13 protein-coding genes are annotated in these 18401 nt (G+C 50.1%); 2 read left to right on the top strand and 11 right to left on the bottom strand.

Annotation, left to right across the window (positions count from 1 at the left end; translation table 11 throughout):
* Positions 1-5 precede the first annotated feature (5 nt).
* The 7 genes from FQZ95_RS13845 to dhaK all read right to left on the bottom strand — a co-directional run bounded on the left by FQZ95_RS13845 (position 6) and on the right by dhaK (position 8253).
* Positions 6-764 carry an ABC transporter ATP-binding protein gene (locus tag FQZ95_RS13845; RefSeq protein WP_000173311.1) on the bottom strand — a complete coding sequence of 253 codons (759 nt, stop codon included), beginning with the start codon at positions 762-764 and terminating at the stop codon, positions 6-8.
* Positions 761-1741: a FecCD family ABC transporter permease gene (locus FQZ95_RS13850; protein WP_001261252.1), complete on the bottom strand. Its 981-nt coding sequence runs from the start codon at positions 1739-1741 to the stop codon at positions 761-763. Before FQZ95_RS13850 ends, FQZ95_RS13845 begins: the two co-directional genes overlap by 4 nt.
* Positions 1741-2763: an iron ABC transporter substrate-binding protein gene (locus tag FQZ95_RS13855; protein WP_160530307.1), complete on the bottom strand. Its 1023-nt coding sequence runs from the start codon at positions 2761-2763 to the stop codon at positions 1741-1743. Before FQZ95_RS13855 ends, FQZ95_RS13850 begins: the two co-directional genes overlap by 1 nt.
* A gap of 329 nt (positions 2764-3092) precedes the next feature.
* Positions 3093-4790, bottom strand: coding sequence for an alpha,alpha-trehalase (treA, locus tag FQZ95_RS13865; protein WP_160530308.1), 1698 nt, complete (start codon positions 4788-4790; stop codon positions 3093-3095).
* A gap of 320 nt (positions 4791-5110) precedes the next feature.
* Entirely contained in the window at positions 5111-6529 is a 1419-nt protein-coding gene (dhaM, locus tag FQZ95_RS13870) for a dihydroxyacetone kinase phosphoryl donor subunit DhaM (RefSeq protein ID WP_160530309.1), read from the bottom strand.
* A gap of 10 nt (positions 6530-6539) precedes the next feature.
* Entirely contained in the window at positions 6540-7172 is a 633-nt protein-coding gene (gene dhaL / locus FQZ95_RS13875) for a dihydroxyacetone kinase subunit DhaL (RefSeq protein ID WP_160530310.1), read from the bottom strand.
* 10 nt (positions 7173-7182) lie between these two features.
* Complete coding sequence (dhaK, locus tag FQZ95_RS13880) at positions 7183-8253, bottom strand: dihydroxyacetone kinase subunit DhaK (protein WP_105271254.1); 1071 nt, start codon at positions 8251-8253, stop codon at positions 7183-7185.
* Positions 8254-8480: 227 nt separating this feature from the next.
* On the opposite strand from dhaK, the gene dhaR reads away from it, so the two are divergent.
* Positions 8481-10400: a dihydroxyacetone kinase operon transcriptional regulator DhaR gene (gene dhaR / locus FQZ95_RS13885; protein WP_176263664.1), complete on the top strand. Its 1920-nt coding sequence runs from the start codon at positions 8481-8483 to the stop codon at positions 10398-10400.
* A 99-nt stretch (positions 10401-10499) separates the two neighbouring features.
* On the opposite strand, the gene FQZ95_RS13890 is transcribed toward dhaR, so the two are convergent.
* The 3 genes from FQZ95_RS13890 to pth form a co-directional block, all read right to left on the bottom strand.
* The gene (locus FQZ95_RS13890) at positions 10500-13367 is read right to left on the bottom strand and encodes an autotransporter outer membrane beta-barrel domain-containing protein (protein WP_088542313.1); all 2868 of its coding nucleotides are present in this window, start codon (positions 13365-13367) and stop codon (positions 10500-10502) included.
* 844 nt (positions 13368-14211) lie between these two features.
* Complete coding sequence (gene ychF, locus FQZ95_RS13895; RefSeq protein WP_000505866.1) at positions 14212-15303, bottom strand: redox-regulated ATPase YchF; 1092 nt, start codon at positions 15301-15303, stop codon at positions 14212-14214.
* A gap of 116 nt (positions 15304-15419) precedes the next feature.
* Positions 15420-16004, bottom strand: a complete 585-nt coding sequence (gene pth, locus FQZ95_RS13900) for an aminoacyl-tRNA hydrolase (protein WP_160530311.1) — start codon at positions 16002-16004, stop codon at positions 15420-15422.
* Positions 16005-16281: 277 nt separating this feature from the next.
* On the opposite strand from pth, the gene ychH reads away from it, so the two are divergent.
* Positions 16282-16560: a stress-induced protein YchH gene (ychH, locus tag FQZ95_RS13905; RefSeq protein ID WP_000823885.1), complete on the top strand. Its 279-nt coding sequence runs from the start codon at positions 16282-16284 to the stop codon at positions 16558-16560.
* Positions 16561-16614: 54 nt separating this feature from the next.
* Here the strand turns inward: ychH and dauA are convergent, their stop codons facing one another.
* Positions 16615-18294 carry a C4-dicarboxylic acid transporter DauA gene (gene dauA / locus FQZ95_RS13910; protein WP_001033364.1) on the bottom strand — a complete coding sequence of 560 codons (1680 nt, stop codon included), beginning with the start codon at positions 18292-18294 and terminating at the stop codon, positions 16615-16617.
* Positions 18295-18401 lie beyond the last annotated feature (107 nt).

Genomic DNA, 18401 nt, shown 5'->3' on the forward strand with positions numbered 1-18401 from the left:
GTTCCTTAGTGGCTAATTGCAGAGAGGTGATGATGAATCTGGTCGGCAGAAACCCGATACAGGGCAGCCAGTTTGTTCGTTGTTAACTGTTCGGTCGGTAAGCCTTGTGTTACTCGTCCATCTGGCTCTACCTGGATAATGCTGTCGGCAATGGCGTTGGCATGGAGCGGATGATGAGTCGACATTAGCATTGTCATGCCGTTATTTTTGAGCTGCGCTAGCGTGTCCAGTAGTTGGATCTGATGACCGAAATCGAGGCTGGAGGCAGGCTCATCCAGTAATAACAAGCGCGGTTGCTGGACGAGTGCACGGGCGATTAAAGCCAGCTGACGTTCACCGCCGCTAAGTGTATTCCAGCGTCGTGTCGCCAGATGCAAAATGCCCAGCTTTTCCAGTTGCTCCGTTGCTTTCAGGCGTTCTTGCTTACCGGGAACGGAAAAAGCGCCTATGGTGGGGGCCAGGCCCATCAACACCATATCCAGCACACTAAAAGCAAAAATGCCGTCGTGCGCCTGTGGCACCCAGGCAATAGCCTGCGCGCGCTGGCGATGGCTGAGTGTCTGCACAGGGAGGCTATCCAGTAAGATCTCGCCTTTTAATAACGGTATAACGCCAAGAATGGAGCGCATGAGTGTGGTTTTGCCGCAACCATTGGCTCCTAACAGACAACAAATTGTTCCTTGCGACAGGGTGAAGGACACGTCGCGTAGCACCGGATGGCGGGAGTAACCCAGAGACGCATGACGGACGGCAAGCAAAGTCACTGGCGACCTCCGCGTAACAACAAAAACAGGAAAAACGGTGCACCAACAAAAGCGGTCAGAATGCCAAGTGGGATTTCTGTTGTTCCAATGCTGCGTGCCAGCGTATCGGTAAGCAGGAGCAGAATCGCGCCAGTACACATTGCCATGGGCAACAGCTGCTGATGGTTATGACCGGTCAACAAGCGGGCAATGTGCGGAACGACCAGGCCGACCCAACCAATTATGCCCGCTATTGCTACCGTGCTGGCGGTGATTAGTGTGGCGCAGACAATTAATCCAAAGCGCAGACGTGTCACGTTCAGTCCCAGCGAATGGGCTTCGTCGTCGGAAAGCGTGAGTAAATTCATGCGCCAGCGGAGAAAAAACAGGGGCAAGGAGCCTATGAGAATGATCGGTGCAGCATAGCAGAGATCGCGTAAGGTCACGGTGGACAGCCCCCCCAGCAACCAGAAGGTAATTGACGGTAACTGGGTGTAAGGATCGGCCAGCGTTTTTATTAGCGATATCCCCGCTCCGCACAACGTTCCTAACGCAATGCCTACCAGCACCAGGGTTAAGATCGGATCGTGGCGGGTCACCCGACGCGTAATCAACCAGACGCCCGCGACCACCATCAGCCCGCCGCAAAATGCGTACAGCTGGATGTAAACAATGGATAATCCCCACAGGATTGCCGCGCAGGCACCAAGTCCGGCACCGGCGGAGACGCCTAAAATATCCGGTGACACTAAGGGATTACGGAACATTCCCTGATAGGTGGTTCCGGCCCCTGCCAGCGCCGCGCCCAGAAACAGCGCAGCAAGAATACGCGGCACGCGGATTTGCCAGAAGACAATTTGTTCCTGCACAGGAACATTTTCTTGACGCAGAATGAGCGCCAGCAGTTGCTGTATATCGAGATGATAAGCCCCACTTACGGCGGCAAAAGTGATACTGATAGCTGCCAGCAGCAAAATACATCCGTTTACGGTTCTCATTAGCTCGCCACCAATTTTTGATAGTCGGCGTCACTTAATGGGCAATGCCAGAACAGTTGGGCGTAATGCTGCATGTCACGTTTAAACTGGCGATTGATGGCGGGATCCAGCCAGGCGTGAAGTCTGCGTAATCCCAGAAGACGGTTGATTCCCGGCGGGGCATCCAGCCAGCCAAAGGGCAGGCCACTTAAAAATAAGATGCGTTGTTCCGCAACCGCTTTCACGCCCTGCCAGAGAGGATCACGACGAATAAAATCTGCAGTAACGGCCTCCTGAACCAGAATAATATCCGGTTGCCAGCGCAGGAGATTTTCCATGGAAACCTGTGTCAGACCGTGGCGATCGGCTATTTGCGCGACGTTGTGCAAACCTAATAATTCCGCCGCCTCGGTATGCAACGAACCCTGTAAGCCCGTTTCCAGCCCTCGAGGACCGCGCGCAGCATAAAAGCTGAGGTTAGCGGCGGGTGAGGTGGCGAATGCCTGAGCTTCACCAACGAAGCGGCTGGCGAGATTGGCTTGTTCTGCGGCGCGGTGCTCTTCGCCTAACGTTTTGCCAAGCGTTGTTAACTGTTCTGCTGATTGTTCCAGTTTCCCGTTAAGCAATAACCAGGGTATTTGTGTCTGTTCGCTAACCTGCCGTGCCTGGGAGATCCAGGTTTCATCCGTATTGCCGCAATCAACGACCAAATCGGGATGTAATGCCATAAGCCCTTCCAGCGAGAGTGTGCTGGCGCGCCCGGCGAGTCGTCCCAGCCTGGGGAACTGGCGAATGTGCTCTGGCAATGGAATTAATGCCTGACGGGCAAAATCAAAAGAGGAAAAACCGACCATTTTTTCTGGCGCGACAGCCAGCAATAGTAAATCGGCGGACGCGCCTGCGCTGACGATGCGTGTAATGTTTTGGGCTTCGGGAAGCGTCAGTGAGGCCCAGAATTTGACTGATTGTGCAAAGGACGGCAGATGATGCAGGAACAATGTCGACGCAAGAATCTGTGTAAACCTCCGTCTGGTTAGTGACATAAGTAATATCCTGATAATTAAAACCGCTATATACTTACACATATAGCGAAAAAGATCATGTTTGATGTCAAAATTTGTCTAAAGAGACAGAATGATTTGCTTGTTTCTTAAATAACACTTTGTTCCACAAGAAAATTGTCAGGGAGAATGGGGAGTGGGGGAAAATATAAATAGAGGTGTAATGATTAACAAGTTGATAAAATAAAATTAAAATCTTCCCTAATAAAAGAAAATAAAGGCATAGACTGTAGAAAGAGTGGTATTTCGTGATGAAGAAAGAGCAATGCCAATTTTATGCACGTAATGGCATTGCTCGATATACAGTAAAGTTAAGGCGTAGGTTCCGCCTCTTTTTGTTTTACCGGCTGTGTTGTTGATTCACTGAGTGGACGCGTCGCCGGAACATTGTCACATGGTTGCTCTTTCGGGCAGATCAAATCCAGCATTTTTAGCGTCACACCATTGGTCCAGCCAAAGCCATCCTGTAATGGATATTCGCCACCGCCGCCACCCGTTCCGGTAGTGCTGACATCATATTTTTCCACCAGCTTTTTCTCCCGATCATAGGTGTGCTGAACATTAGTCAGGAAGTGCCAGCTAATGTCCATCGCCACCTCTTTTTGCCCGTAGTTTTGTAATCCTTCTGTCGCGACCCACTGCAACGGTGCCCAGCCGTTTGGCGCATCCCATTGTTGCCCACTTTTCACCGACGTGGTGTTCAGGCCGCCTGGTTGCAGCAGATGTGTTTTCGTCGCCGTCGCCATTTTGCTGGCGCGATCTTTCGCTGCCGCATTGACGTACAGCGGGAACAGGGCGGCTGCGGTTAACTGATTGCGCACTTTATGACTTTTCAGGTCGTAATCGGCATACCAGCCTTGTTGATCGTTCCACAGATATTTTTCGATCCCTTTTTGACGGGCATTCGCCAGCGTTTCGTACTGGTTTGCCATCGCGTTATCTCCGGCAGCTTTGCTGGCGCGGGCAAGGATTTTTTCCATTTTGAACATCAGGCTATTCAGATCGACCGGTACGATGCTGGTGGTGCGTAAGGTATTTAACTGCTGCGGATTGTCCATCCAGCGCGAGCTAAAATCCCAGCCAGACGCAGCGGCAGAGCGCAGGTCGCGGTAAATTTCAGTGGCAGGCCGGTTCGGGTTGCTTTTGGCGGTGGCAATATCTTCCACCCATGACTCTGGTCGTGGCGTATCGCGATCGTCCCAGTAGCGGTTGAGAAGGGTACCATCCTGAAGTTTTACAACGCGTTTTTCCTGTTGTCCGGCTTGCAGGTTTTCAACACCGTCCATCCAGTAAGCATATTCTTTTTGCATTTGCGGCAGGTATTGCTTCAATGCGACATCACCGTCATGCTGCGCCAGTAACTCTACCATCAGGGCAAAGAAGGGCGGTTGCGAGCGGCTTAAATAGTAACTGCGGTTGCCGTTGGGAATATGACCGTAAGTGTCTATTTCATGAGCAAAATTGGCCACCATATCCGCAACTTTATCCCAGTGGTCGCTTTCGGCAAGCCCTAACATGGTGAAGTAACTGTCCCAGTAATATACCTCGCGAAAACGTCCGCCCGGCACGACATAAGGTTCCGGCAGCGGTAACAGAGAATCCCATTTTTCGGTGTTTTCGGTAGAACGCGTTAATACAGGCCAAAGTCCGTCAATATGTTCGCGCAGCGACTGCCCTTCTGGCGGAACATATTTCTCTCCCTCTTTCGGCAGAGTGAAATTGACGTTAACGAAATGGCGCAGATCAAAGCCGCTCTGGTTTTGCTGCATTCGATAATCTGCAAGGATCATTAGCGGATCGCTGTTCGGCACGGCATCAGCAAAGGTCTTTTGGTCCGGAAAAAGTTTGGCGTTTTGCACATCGTTAAACAGCGGCCCTAACAAAATATCAGGCGGCTGTGGCGTTACTGGCGTTTCTTCTGCCTGCACCGCTAGCGCAGCGAAACACAACAAAACGCAGGCGGGAATTAACGCTATTTTTTGCGGGCGAGGAGGGGCGGTGGCTTTCATCAATCATTCTCCTTGGGCGAAACCGAACAAAACGGTATTCAAGTATCAGAAAACCTTAGTTCAGGATCGCACTAACTGCATGATCGAAATCTCATTCTGCGAACTGTCAGGCATTTTAGAAAAGGGAATTAAAGGGATAAATAACGGCGAAATAGAGTGATTAAATAAAGTCTGTTTATTAGCCAGCCAGCGACGTTGGGTTCGCGATTAGCGCAGAAAAAATCATCATGATTTGGTAAAAAATATAACAGGTAGTTAAAAAACATCCGTGCAGAGTAAATAGCCGGATGGCATCAGAACGATGCCGTCCGAACGGTGGTTTAACCCTGACGGTTGAAACGTTGCGTTTTAACGTCCAGCGTTAGCGTTTCTTCTGGTTGTATCGCATACAGTTTCTCACCCTGCTGGCAAATCCAGCCAATCCCCAGTTCACGGGCGATTAGGGCGCTGTGGGATACCGGACTTCCGGCGCTAAGGCAGATCCCTTTTACAACCGCCGGATCCAGTTGCAGAACCGTGGACGGATAAATGTTCTCCGCCAGTAGAATAGTTGGCGAGTTAAACTGCGGGAGTTCTTCTTTCGTTTGGGTCAGGTGGACCAGGGTGCGATGCAGAAGATCGTCCACATCAATATAGCGAGCCTGTAGATATTCATCATCCAGCTGCTGGTATTGCTGGCTTAGTTCTTTAAGAACGTGCTGCCAGGCATATTCTGCTGTGCAATGCTCATGCTGAAGAAATTCGTTTGCCGCCGCCAGCAGTTCTGGATCATCTAACAGTGTATGGTGACCAGAAAAGATTGCTGCAATATCGTCAAGCCCGCTCGCTTCTGCTTTCGCTGTTAACGTCATCAGATCTAATAACGTGAAGTCAATGGCCTGGCGTAATCGTTCTTGTTCTTCATCCACGGTCAGGGTTGATTTTGCCTGTACCGTACATAAAACCGGTTGATAATAAAAGGCTTTACCCGAAACAGGCGGAACGGGACGCAGAGTAGGTGGAGCAACTTCCTCCGTTTCACCAAAGTTATCTTCAGCCAGCTGACGGAAAGCAACCAGCGCCTCTTCAGCTTCTGGCCCTTTCGCAATCAGGCGCAGCGTATCGTTATAGCGGACTTGTAGTAGCGCGATCTGGTTAATACTCTCCGGTGTGACGCATTTGCCGTTTTTCTCCAGCAACATATCGGCATTAAATGTCGATAAGGTATAAACCAGCCGGGAGGCCGGACGTACATGCAGGCCGTTACGGTTTTTTATGACCACCGACAGAGAACGGGCTTCTTCATCGTACGGAGGACATGTGTCAGCGATTTCGGTGTCGGAGGACGGTAAACCCAGTTGTTCACGTTTGGCTTCCAGCGCATGCATGGCGTCATAGATAACTTTGTCGATATCTGCTCCCGAGGCCGCGCTGACTGTTGCTGCCAGTGTACCTTCGACTAACGGTGCCGCACACAAACGTACTTTTGCGGCGATCTCGGGGGCCAGCAACTCCAGTGCAGTTTCAGCACTTAATAATGCGCTACCCATATCCATCATCACCAGCACATGGTCGGCATCGGCAACGGACTCGATGGCCTCCATCACTTTGACGGCATCGGTACCAATGGGATTTTGGGGATCGTCAATTCCCGCGGCAATGGCGATTTTACAGCTATCACTCATTAACATCTGACGGGCTAATTCACCGACACCTTCTCCCAGTCGGCTGCTATGTGAAACTATGACCAGGTTTACCATCACCATTTCCTTACTCTTTTGCGGCTAACGCCAGCATTTGTATCATAAACATCACCGAGGTCGCGCCGGGATCCTGGTGACCAATACTGCGTTCACCGAGATAACTGGCACGGCCTTTGCGGGCTTGCATCGTAATCGTACTTTGTGCAGCGGATTCGGCGACGCTACCGGCAGCTTCGAGCGCCGCCGGAATAGAGAGATTTTGCTCGCTGGACTGACGTAACGATTCCACCACCGGCACCCACACATCACACATAGTTTTATCGCCAGGTTCGGCTTTCCCGCGACTGATTACGCCGTCTACACCATCGCGGAACATCTGATACAGTTCTTCCAGCGTCAGGCTTTGCCGTGCCTGTGTCGCCTGTGCGGCGCGGATAAAGAAGGTACCGAACAGCGGACCACTGGCACCACCGACGCTGGAAAGCAGCGTCATCCCGGTATTCTTGAGAATGAAACCGATATCTTTATCTGCGATAGCAGGGAGTTTTTCTACCACCTTGCTAAAGCCACGGTTCATATTTAGCCCGTGGTCAGCGTCGCCAATTTCGCGATCCAGTCCGGTAAGATACTCGCTCTCGGTGCTGAAAATATCGCCACAACGAGTGAGCCAGTTAACAATTTGAGTTCTGCTCAGTGACATGGTTATCTCCTTATTTACCCCAGTTAAGCGCCGGGGTGTGGACCGGGGCGTCCCATAACGCCAGCGTTTCGTCATCAACTTTCAGTAAGGTGATTGAGAAACCGGTCATATCCAGTGAGGTGCAGTACGCGCCAATTAAATTACGCTCGATAGTCAATCCCGCTTGCTGGCAACGTGTGGTCAGGCGGTTATAGACGCCGTACAGCTCAGAAAGCGGAGTTGCGCCAAGATTGTTAACCAGCGCAATCACTCGATCGCCAGACTGGAGCGGTTGTTTGGTTTGTGATTCTTCCTGCCAGCTGCCTTGTTGATAATCCCAGAAACGCAAAGTGCGATGGTATGAGCCATTTTCCAGCAGGGTGTCGAACATTTCATCGACGGTTTGATCAAGGGAAGAGAAGGGACGGCGGTCAATACCTGGCTCACCATGAATGCCGACGCCAAACTCCATCTCATTATCTGCCAGCGTAAAAGAAGGTTTTCCCGCGGCAGGAACGGTACAGGCACCGAGAGCGATACCAATAGAATGGCCCTGATTGTTCAACTTACGCCCCAGTTGTGCACAAGCCTCCAGCGAGTCGCCACGCTCTGCCGCTGCGCCTACGATTTTTTCGATTAATACGGTGTTGGCAACGCCGCGCCGCCCAGCGGTATAAAGACTGTCTTTTACTGCAACGTCGTCATCAATGACCACGGTGGTCACTTTTACGCCGCTATCGTGCAGTAATTCTGTTGCTGTTTCGAAGTTAAGAATATCGCCGGTGTAATTTTTGATAATCAGCAGTACACCTTCGCCGCCATCAATTTGCATGGCGCATTCAAAAATTTTATCGGGCGTCGGTGAGGTGAATATTTCGCCCGGACAGGCTCCCGAAAGCATCCCTTGACCGATATAACCGCAGTGCATCGGTTCGTGTCCGCTGCCGCCGCCCGACAGCAGGGCGACTTTTCCTGCAACGGGGGCATCAGCTCGGGTGACATACACCGGATCCTGATGCAGTGTCAGCGATGAATGCGCTTTCGCCAGACCCGCCAGTTGTTCGTCCAGAACGTCTTGCACATCATTGATCAATTTTTTCATTATCTTGCTCCAGCAATTACGGTAGGGCATGGATGATGTTCAACGACACGGCGACCACTGACTGCCGATAAATCCATTGTGCATCAGGTAAGGGAAAAGAAAATTAGCCCAAATTATGTTTCATGGTGAAACATATGTTTTAATGAATGTTCCATATTGAAACTTTTACGCGTTTTAATACTAAAAATTGCGAGCCGGAACACCTTTTGTCACAAAGGATGCGGGATATGAGTGGCGCTTTTAACAACGATGAACGGGGCATATCTCCCTTAATTGCAGCCTCCTGGGAGCGATGCAATAAACTGATGAAACGGGAGACATGGAGCGTACCGCACCAGGCCCAGGGCGTGACATTTGCTTCTATCTATCGGCGTAAGAAAGCGATGCTGACGCTCGGGCAGGCTGCGCTGGAAGATGCCTGGGAATATATGGAATCGCGGGCGTGCGGACTGTTCATCCTTGATGAAACCGCCTGCATCCTTAGTCGTTTTGGTGATCCACAAACGCTGCACCAGCTTAGTGTCCTGGGATTCAATGACGGCACGTATTGCGCAGAGGGAATTATTGGTACCTGTGCGCTATCGTTAGCGGCTATCTCTGGTCAGGCCGTGAAAACGATGGCCGATCAACATTTCAAACAGGCACTCTGGAACTGGGCCTTTTGTGCAACACCGTTGTTTGACAGCAAGGGCCGATTGACGGGAACAATAGCGCTGGCGTGTCCGGTTGAGCAAACTACCGCAGCTGATTTGCCGTTGACGTTGGCAATCGCACGCGAGGTCGGAAATTTACTGCTGACCGACAATTTACTGGCTGAAACAAACCGACATTTAAACCAGCTTAACGCCTTACTGGAAAGTATGGACGATGGCGTGATTAGCTGGGACGAGCAGGGTAATTTGCAATTTATCAATGCCCAGGCGGCGCGAGTCTTGCGCCTTGACGCGACGGCAAGTCAGGGAAGGGCGATCACTGAACTCTTAACGTTACCCGCTGTATTGCAACAAGCAATAAAACAGGCACATCCGCTCAAACACGTAGAAGCAACCTTTGAAAGTCAGCACCAGTTTATTGATGCGGTGATAACCCTTAAACCGATAATAGAAACGCAGGGAACCAGCTTTATTTTGTTGCTCCATCCCGTGGAACAGATGCGGCAGTTGATGACCAGTCAATTGGGAAAAGTCAGCCATACCTTCGCTCATATGCCACAGGACGATCCGCAAACTCGCCGCTTGATTCATTTTGGCCGCCAGGCGGCGCGTAGTAGCTTTCCTGTTTTGCTTTGTGGCGAAGAGGGCGTAGGCAAGGCACTGCTAAGTCAGGCAATTCATAATGAAAGTGAGCGTGCAGCAGGTCCCTACATCGCCGTCAATTGTGAGTTATATGGTGATGCGGCGCTGGCGGAAGAATTTATTGGCGGCGATCGCACGGACAATGAAAATGGTCGTCTGAGTCGACTGGAACTGGCGCACGGCGGCACGCTGTTTCTTGAAAAGATTGAATATCTGGCGGTGGAGTTACAGTCTGCTTTGCTTCAGGTTATCAAGCAGGGTGTTATCACGCGACTGGATGCGCGGCGTTTAATACCAATTGATGTCAAAGTGATTGCCACAACGACCGCGGACCTGGCAATGCTGGTGGAACAAAATCGCTTTAGTCGCCAGCTGTATTACGCGCTGCATGCATTTGAAATTACCATCCCGCCTCTGCGTATGCGGCGTGGCAGCATTCCGGCGCTGGTGAATAACAAATTACGCAGTCTTGAAAAACGCTTCTCTACGCGTCTGAAAATTGATGACGATGCCCTCGCTCGCCTGGTTTCTTGTGCATGGCCAGGCAACGATTTTGAACTTTACAGCGTCATCGAGAATCTTGCTCTGAGTAGTGATAACGGGCGCATTCGCGTCAGTGATTTGCCTGAACATCTGTTTACCGAGCAGGCGACAGATGATGTCAGCGCCACTCGCCTTTCCACCAGTCTGTCATTTGCGGAAGTTGAAAAAGAGGCAATTATTAACGCAGCCCAGGTCACAGGCGGTCGCATTCAGGAAATGTCGGCTTTACTTGGAATCGGCCGCACTACGCTGTGGCGGAAAATGAAGCAACATGGCATTGATGCAGGGCAGTTTAAGCGCCGGGTATGAAAGACAGAGACGATTTCTGATACATCTGAGTGATCTGTATTTCATTCCGGCGCACGCTAACAATTTTCAGCATCGTTTAAGGGCTTGTCTATCCCGCACTTAAAAGCTGAAGCGATATCCTCCGTTGACTTGCTTCTGATCAAAGAGGTTACCCTGCGTGTAATCCGCTTCGAGATAGAATGTGTGCTGTTTGTTATACTGTGCACTGACTCCCACGCCGTTATTCCAGCCATTACCTTTGAAACTGTACTTCTCCCGGGAGTTGTTCAACAGATATTCGGTATCCCCTGAAAACTCGCGGATAGCGCCAGTCTTCACATAGACATTCAGCTGGCTGTTGCCTGCGGTGATGTCATATCCCAGTATCATGCTGGCACGCCCCAGCAGCGATTCGTAGTGATTCAGATGTATATTGAGACCATTACTCGCCTTCATAGCCATCCCATTCTGGTGGCTGTATGTGAGCTGGGTTTGCGGCTCTATATAGAACCCATAACCAGTAGGGGTCAGGTTGAACCTCTGCCCGGCTTCCAGGGAGATGCTCAATCCATTCGCAGTGCCGTTGGCGTTAACGCCGTTGTTCTGACTGTCCAGTACGTGGAAACTATTTTTCTGGTGCGATGCTTTTACAACGAGATCGCTGTAAAAACCGTTGTGTGCCATGTAACTGGCGTACATTCCCATGTAGTCTGAACGTGCGGTACCGTCGCCTCCGCTATAGTCCGGCGATGCATGTGTTGAGCCAATATACAGACCGACATACAACGGCATTTCATCAGAGAGACGTTTATCCCCACCAAACTGGATACCGCTGTAACCCATGTCAAAGCCGCTCAGTTTGCCACTGGCAAAGGAGTCCAGGCTTCCCCCATAACTGCGCAACCAGATATTACCGTCTTTACCCTGATTTCGCAGGTCACCCATCCGTTGCATCAGCGTACGGTTTTCAACATAGTTCAATAAGTAACCGACATTGAGATAATTGCCGCCAGCATCTGCGGTCGTGGTGGGTTTAGGCGTGGGAGCGGGGGCAGGCGTAGGATCGGGGTTGACTATGGGGGGCTGAGCGGGAGCTGGTGTGGGCTCTGGATTAGGAGTCGGCTCCGGAATTGTCCCGGAAGCATAAAGCTCCCAGTTAGTGCCATTTTTACGCACATCATACAGATATCCCCCCAACTCAACCTGAGAAGACGCGCTGAACGAGGCCGCGCCGTCAGTGGTTTTTACCACTGTCAGAACTTCATTTCCCGTTGTGGCCTCGCTGCCCTGGTTACGGATAGCCAATACGTGATTACCAGCACTACTCCCGCAGATATTCAATAAATCTCCTTTATTATTAACGCCATTACCCTCGCCAACAACATCAGCACGCATAATAAAGGTACTGTTACCGCTAAGGTTCTCTACGTTTAATGTGGTAAATGTGCCGGCAGTTGACGCGTGGCTGGCAAAATCGACAGTTGAATGGCTCAGCGCCAGCGTGTCGAGATTAGAATTACTTGTTACTTTCCAGACGCTGTTATTCATTGCAACGTCCAGTTTCCCGCCATTGACATTATCGCTGAGGGAAGAACCTGTCCAAACCGACCCAGGGTGCATATCCAGATTGATTAGCCCACCTTTAGAAAGAACGCTACCGTTGATAAGCATACGACCCGAGGCGTTGATGCGGCTGGCGGCATAACCATCGTCATGTTGCGTTGCGATGGCCATCTGGTCGGGTGTACTCATATCAATGACCAGATCGCTCGTGAGATCGATCTGGCTGTTGGTCATGGCATAAATCCCCCTGGCTCCTGCCGCGCCGGTGATAGCCAAACTGTCTCCGGTTATTCTACCGCCGCTGAGCGCCCACAAACCCAGCGCCAGACTGCCATTACGATCAACCGTAATATTGGTATTTTGCATGTTGATAACAGCCGTTGCCGTCTGGGCTGAGGCACCATAAGAACCGCTGGAAAAGATGCTGTTTCGTTGCGCTGCCGTGCCAGAAAAATTGATTGTCGCGTCTGAACCACTGGTTACGAGGCCACCGCCCTGCGCGGAAGAAATATGGCTATCAGCACCGATAGTGGTTGTACCACCACGAACTTCGACGCCATTGGCAGCGGCTCCAGTTACATCAACAGTGAGTGCATTCGCGCTCACCTGGCCAAAGCTCCAGAGGCCGTGTGCATTATCGCCATTGGTTTTAATGGTACTGTTTGTTCCGAGATCGACAACAGAGTTTTTCTGTACGTTTATCCCCATGGCGCTGTAGCCCTGAACATCGATTGTCAGGTCTGTCGCCGTAAAACGCGCAGCACCATTGGCGTTATTGCCGTTGAGACCACCGATATAAACACCTGTACTTCCATCGGTCTTGATTTTACTTCCGCTTCCAAGATCGACACTGGTGCCATAGTCATTGATGGTTAGGCCTATACCGTTCGAGTTTTCAATGGTGAATTGAGTGGCTGTTAGTGTTGAGCTATGTCCAATAATGATGCCGTCATCGTTACTCTTAATGGTGCTGCCTGTGCCTAAGTCAGCATGGGTATAGTCACCAATTAAATTAATGCCGATGGCAGAGGTTTGACCAACAACATCTACTGTAAGTCGGTTAGCTGTCAGGGAGCTGTTCTTGCCCTGAATAATGATTCCCTTTGCATATCCAGAGGCGTCGTTGACATTGACGGTGACATCATTACCCAGGTTGATATTGCCAGGCGTGTTTCCTGCTGGGGTCATTACACCATAGAGGTTTCCTGATGGATCGGCGGTATCTCCTGTAATTCTGTCACCATCACTAATAGTAATATTGGTGCCATTTTGACTTCCTAAATCAGCAGCTATCAGCAGGGGGGAAAAGATAATTGCATTCAAACCAATAGCGCCATATTTTATCAGTTGAATGGAGGGCGAACGGATTTTTAATTCAGCGAGACGATCGGCTTTGGTATTCCCATTGTGTTGTTTGATGCCCATACCACTCCTATATAGTACCCAGGCTATGGGTCTATGGATTTTGTCACTTTGTTTAAGTCAATGAATAATATCCTCTTATCATCATGATATTTGTATGGTGCAATCATGATGAGCTGCTCTGAGAATAATTCTCTATTACCGGGCAAAATCAGGAACACAGGAATTAATATATATTTAACATCCCCCTTACAAAGGTGAGTTTAGATCGAGTTATTCCCTAAGTTGTCGTTACTTATTCCAATTCGTTACTATGAATATGACAAAAACATTACAACAAACAGCGGTTAAATAATTTGGTGAATATTTTTGGTAATAATCCTAATTAGTTATGGGGTTTTCGCTTGATGTATCTGCATAACAAAAACAATATGAGCCATTTTTGCATTACTAATAAGAAAAAGCAAAAAACATCGATATTCATTTTTGATCAATGGATTTTCTGGCATATCGTTATTATCGTGATACTGGTTATCATTTTCATCTTGCCAGGATCGCACGTAATCACGTTATTCGGGGGCTTTATCTGCTGGATATTGCCCTTCAGGCAAGTCCTTTTCTCGCCAGCATATTGGAGCGTGATCAATATTGATCAGCTGTAAAAGGTGTCTGATGTGCAGTGGAACACAAACTTACGTGATCTCATTGCTAATGAGATATCCCTCATCTGAACACTTATGTCTTTAATTATTCTCGTGGTTCACTATAGGCAATAAGCACAAAAGTGTAGGATGTTATAAGAATGGTTAGGACTCGGTGAAATGAAAAATCCACGCAATTGCGTGGATTTTATATACTTTTGCGCTCTTCATGAGATTTAGCGAAACCTCATGAGACAACAAATTAATTAGACGTTGAACAGGAAGTTCATTACATCGCCATCTTTAACGATGTAATCTTTACCTTCTGCACGCATTTTGCCTGCTTCTTTCGCGCCTTGTTCACCTTTGTAAGTGATGAAATCTTCGAACGAAATAGTTTGTGCGCGGATAAAGCCTTTTTCAAAATCAGTATGGATTTTGCCAGCGGCCTGCGGCGCGGTTGCACCAACCGGAATGGTCCATGCACGCACTTCTTTCACCCCAGCAGTGAAGTAAGTTTGCAGGTTCAGCAGCTTATAACCGGCACGGATCACGCGGTTCAGGCCCGGCTCTTCCAGCCCAAGCTCCTGCATAAACTCGTCACGTTCTTCGTCGTCCAGTTCGGCAATGTCTGCTTCAACAGCAGCACAAACCGGAACCACAACAGAACCTTCTTTCGCCGCGATTTCACGCACCTGGTCAAGATACGGGTTGTTTTCAAAACCGTCTTCGTTGACGTTGGCGATGTACATTGTTGGTTTCAGCGTCAGGAAGCTCAGGTAACGAATAGCCGCTTTCTCTTCAGCGCTTAAATCCAGCGCGCGCAGCATACCTGCGTTTTCCAGCTGTGGCAGGCATTTTTCCAGTACCGCCAGCTCGGCTTTCGCGTCTTTATCGCCGCCTTTGGCTTTCTTCTGTACGCGATGAATCGCACGTTCGCAGGTGTCGAGGTCTGCCAGCGCCAGTTCTGTGTTGATAACTTCAATATCATCCGCCGGGTTAACTTTGCCGGAAACGTGAATGATGTTGTCGTTTTCAAAGCAGCGAACAACGTGACCGATCGCTTCGGTTTCACGGATGTTGGTCAGGAACTGGTTACCCAGACCTTCGCCTTTCGATGCGCCTTTTACCAGACCGGCGATATCGACAAATTCCATGGTCGTGGGAAGCGTACGCTGCGGTTTTACGATTTCAGCCAGTTGATCCAGGCGAGGGTCAGGCATTGGTACGACGCCTGTGTTCGGCTCGATGGTGCAGAATGGAAAGTTGGCCGCTTCAATACCGGCTTTGGTCAGCGCGTTGAACAGGGTAGATTTCCCGACGTTGGGCAAACCGACGATACCGCATTTGAATCCCATGATTTAAATCACCTTAATATCTTAATAATCAACCTGTTATTGCTAACAGATTGCAGAAATGGAAATAACTTTGCCTATTATACACGGCACTCGGCAAAAATGCCGCAGACAACGACTTATTGCGCTTTAAAGGCGTGCAATCGGTTCGTTGCTTTGATCAAGCCCTCTGTAAACCACATTTCAGTACAACGTGCCGCTTCGTCGATGGCTTCATCAATTAACTTCTGTTCACTAACAGGCGGTTTGCCTAACACAAAACCGACAACTTTATTTTTATCGCCCGGATGACCGATTCCGATGCGTAAACGGTGAAAGTTAGGGTTATTACCCAATTTACTGATGATGTCTTTCAGTCCATTGTGACCACCATGGCCACCGCCCAACTTAAATTTGGCGACGCCAGGTGGCAGATCCAGTTCGTCGTGGGCAACCAGAATTTCGTCCGGATTAATGCGGAAAAAACTGGCCATCGCCGCAACGGCTTTGCCGCTGAGATTCATAAATGTAGTCGGGACTAACAGGCGGACATCTTCGCCTCCAAGGGTGACTCGCGAAGTATAACCAAAGAATTTAGCCTCTTCGCGCAGCGGAGCGCGCAAACGCTCAGCCAGTAAGTCAACGAACCAGGCGCCAGCATTATGTCGCGTTGCGGCGTATTCAGCGCCGGGGTTCGCCAGACCGACAATCAATTTAATCGTCACGTTTTTTTGTCCTGAGTGAGTACATAACTGGCGCGTAGTTTACTGGTTGCGGCCCCGCTTGACAAAAAACTGCGTATCAAATGCAGATAACGCAATAATTGCCTAAGTGGACTATTAGAAAGTCAAGGTGTTCAGGCGTTTATTTGTAAAGTTTTGTTGAAATAAGGGTTGTAATTGTGATCACGCCCGCACATAACCCACAGGGTGTTGTCTATACTTTACACATAAGGAAGAGGGGTATTCCCTGTTACAACCCAGAAAGTTCCGGAGGTGACATATGAAACGCAAAAACGCTTCGTTACTCGGTAACGTGCTCATGGGGTTGGGTCTGGTGGTGATGGTAGTTGGTGTGGGGTATTCAATCCTCAACCAGTTACCACAGTTTAATATGCCCCAGTATTTCGCACATGGTGCAGTGCTAAGTATTTTCGTCGGTGCCATTCTCTGGCTGGCGGGTGCCCGTGTTGGCGGGCATGAACAGGTGTGCGACCGTTACTGGTGGGTTCGCCACTATGACAAACGTTGCCGCCGTAGCGATAATCGCCGTCATAGCTAACAAATAATGCAGTTTGCTGACCAGTCAGTTTGCGCTGACTGGTCAATTTCGTACTTATAAATCCGCCATCGCCGCGCGACGATTCGGGAAGAAAGCAAGGCGGCCCGGGATCGGTTGAATGCCTGCGCGAGCCATAGTGCGCAGCGGCTGGAATTCCACGTTACACACGCGCAGTTCACATCCTTCGGGCAGACGCTTCACAAAACGCTGGAACGCATCAAGGCCACCAGCATCAAGCACCGGAACGGCATCCCACTTCAGAATGACAATCCGCTTGCCTTCAAGACGTGACTCCAGGTCCGTGAACAGGCCTTCAGCCGCAGCAAAGAACAGCGGGCCAATAACGCGCAGAACCAGGACATCGTCTGGAACGTCTACGACTACTGGGGCCAGGCGAGTCATACGCGCGATACGACGCATAAACAGCAGCGATGCCAACACGATCCCCACACTGATGGCAATAACCATATCAAACAGCACAGTCAATGACATACACAGTAGCATGACGATGATGTCATCTTTCGGCGCATGACGCAGCAAGTCGACCACTTTGTGCGCTTCACTCATGTTCCACGCTACCATCAACAGCAGGGCCGCCATGGCGGAAAGCGGCAGCCAGGAGAGCAGCGGTGCCAGTACCAGCAGGGCAAGAATAACCAGAATAGAGTGGATCACCGCCGAGATAGGGGAAGTAGCCCCGGCACGGACGTTAGCGGCAGAACGCGCGATGGCAGCTGTAGCGGTAATACCACCAAAGAATGGGGCGATGATATTCCCCAGTCCCTGACCAACCAGTTCACTGTTCGCTTTGTGTTTCGTTCCTGTCATACCATCCAGTACCACGGCGCAGAGCAGTGATTCAATTGCCCCTAACATCGCCATCGAAAATGCTGCCGGAAGCAGAGTGCGAATGGAGTCCCAGGTGAGGGTAAATTCGGAATTGGGCAGGTCCCACGGCAGTACCAGTTGCGGCAGCAGTTGCGGAATACCGTTACCCTGAGAACCATCGGCCAGAACGTAGTGGAATTGCGAACCGATGGTAGCAACATGTCCGCCGAGCAGGTTAACAATCCCCATCACCGCGCAACCAGCCAGCAAGGCCGGAAGGTGACCGGGTAAACGAATGCCCAGACGCGGCCAGAAAACCAGAATGCCAAGCGTCACAATGCCAATGGCAGCATCACCCACATTAATGGTCGGCAACGCCATAAATAATGCGCCGACTTTTTGTAGATAATGTTCCGGGACATGGGCCATTTGCAGACCGAGAAAATCTTTAATCTGCATGGTACCGATGGTGATCCCGATACCGGAAGTAAAACCTAAGGTAACGGAAACCGGAATATATTCAATCAAGCGTCCAAAACGTGCCAGCCCCATCAGGATCAAAAAGACACCTGACATGAGTGTCGCGACCAGCAGTCCTGCCAGTCCAAACTGTTGCGAAACGGGATAGAGAATTACCACAAATGCCGCAGTCGGACCGGAAACGCTAAAGCGTGACCCACCCGTCAGAGCAATGACAATCCCCGCAACAGCTGCGGTATATAAACCGTACTGGGGTGCCACACCACTACCAATAGCCAACGCCATCGCCAGCGGGATAGCAATAATCCCGACGGTTATCCCGGCAATCAGGTCACGGGTAAACCGTGCGGCAGTATATTTTTCTTTCCAGCAAGCGTCGATCAGAGCGCGGAAAGGCATCACATGTGAGGAAAATATTTTGTTCACAATAATGTTTCATCCGTGAGCGCATCATCTGTCAACTAAATGGCAGGTGAAGGAGGCATAGGTCATACAAATGGATATTACAGACAAAAAAACCCGCCGCAGCGGGT

This window comes from Escherichia sp. HH41S (assembly GCF_009820115.1).
GTDB classification, from domain to species: Bacteria; Pseudomonadota; Gammaproteobacteria; order Enterobacterales; family Enterobacteriaceae; genus Escherichia; species Escherichia coli_F.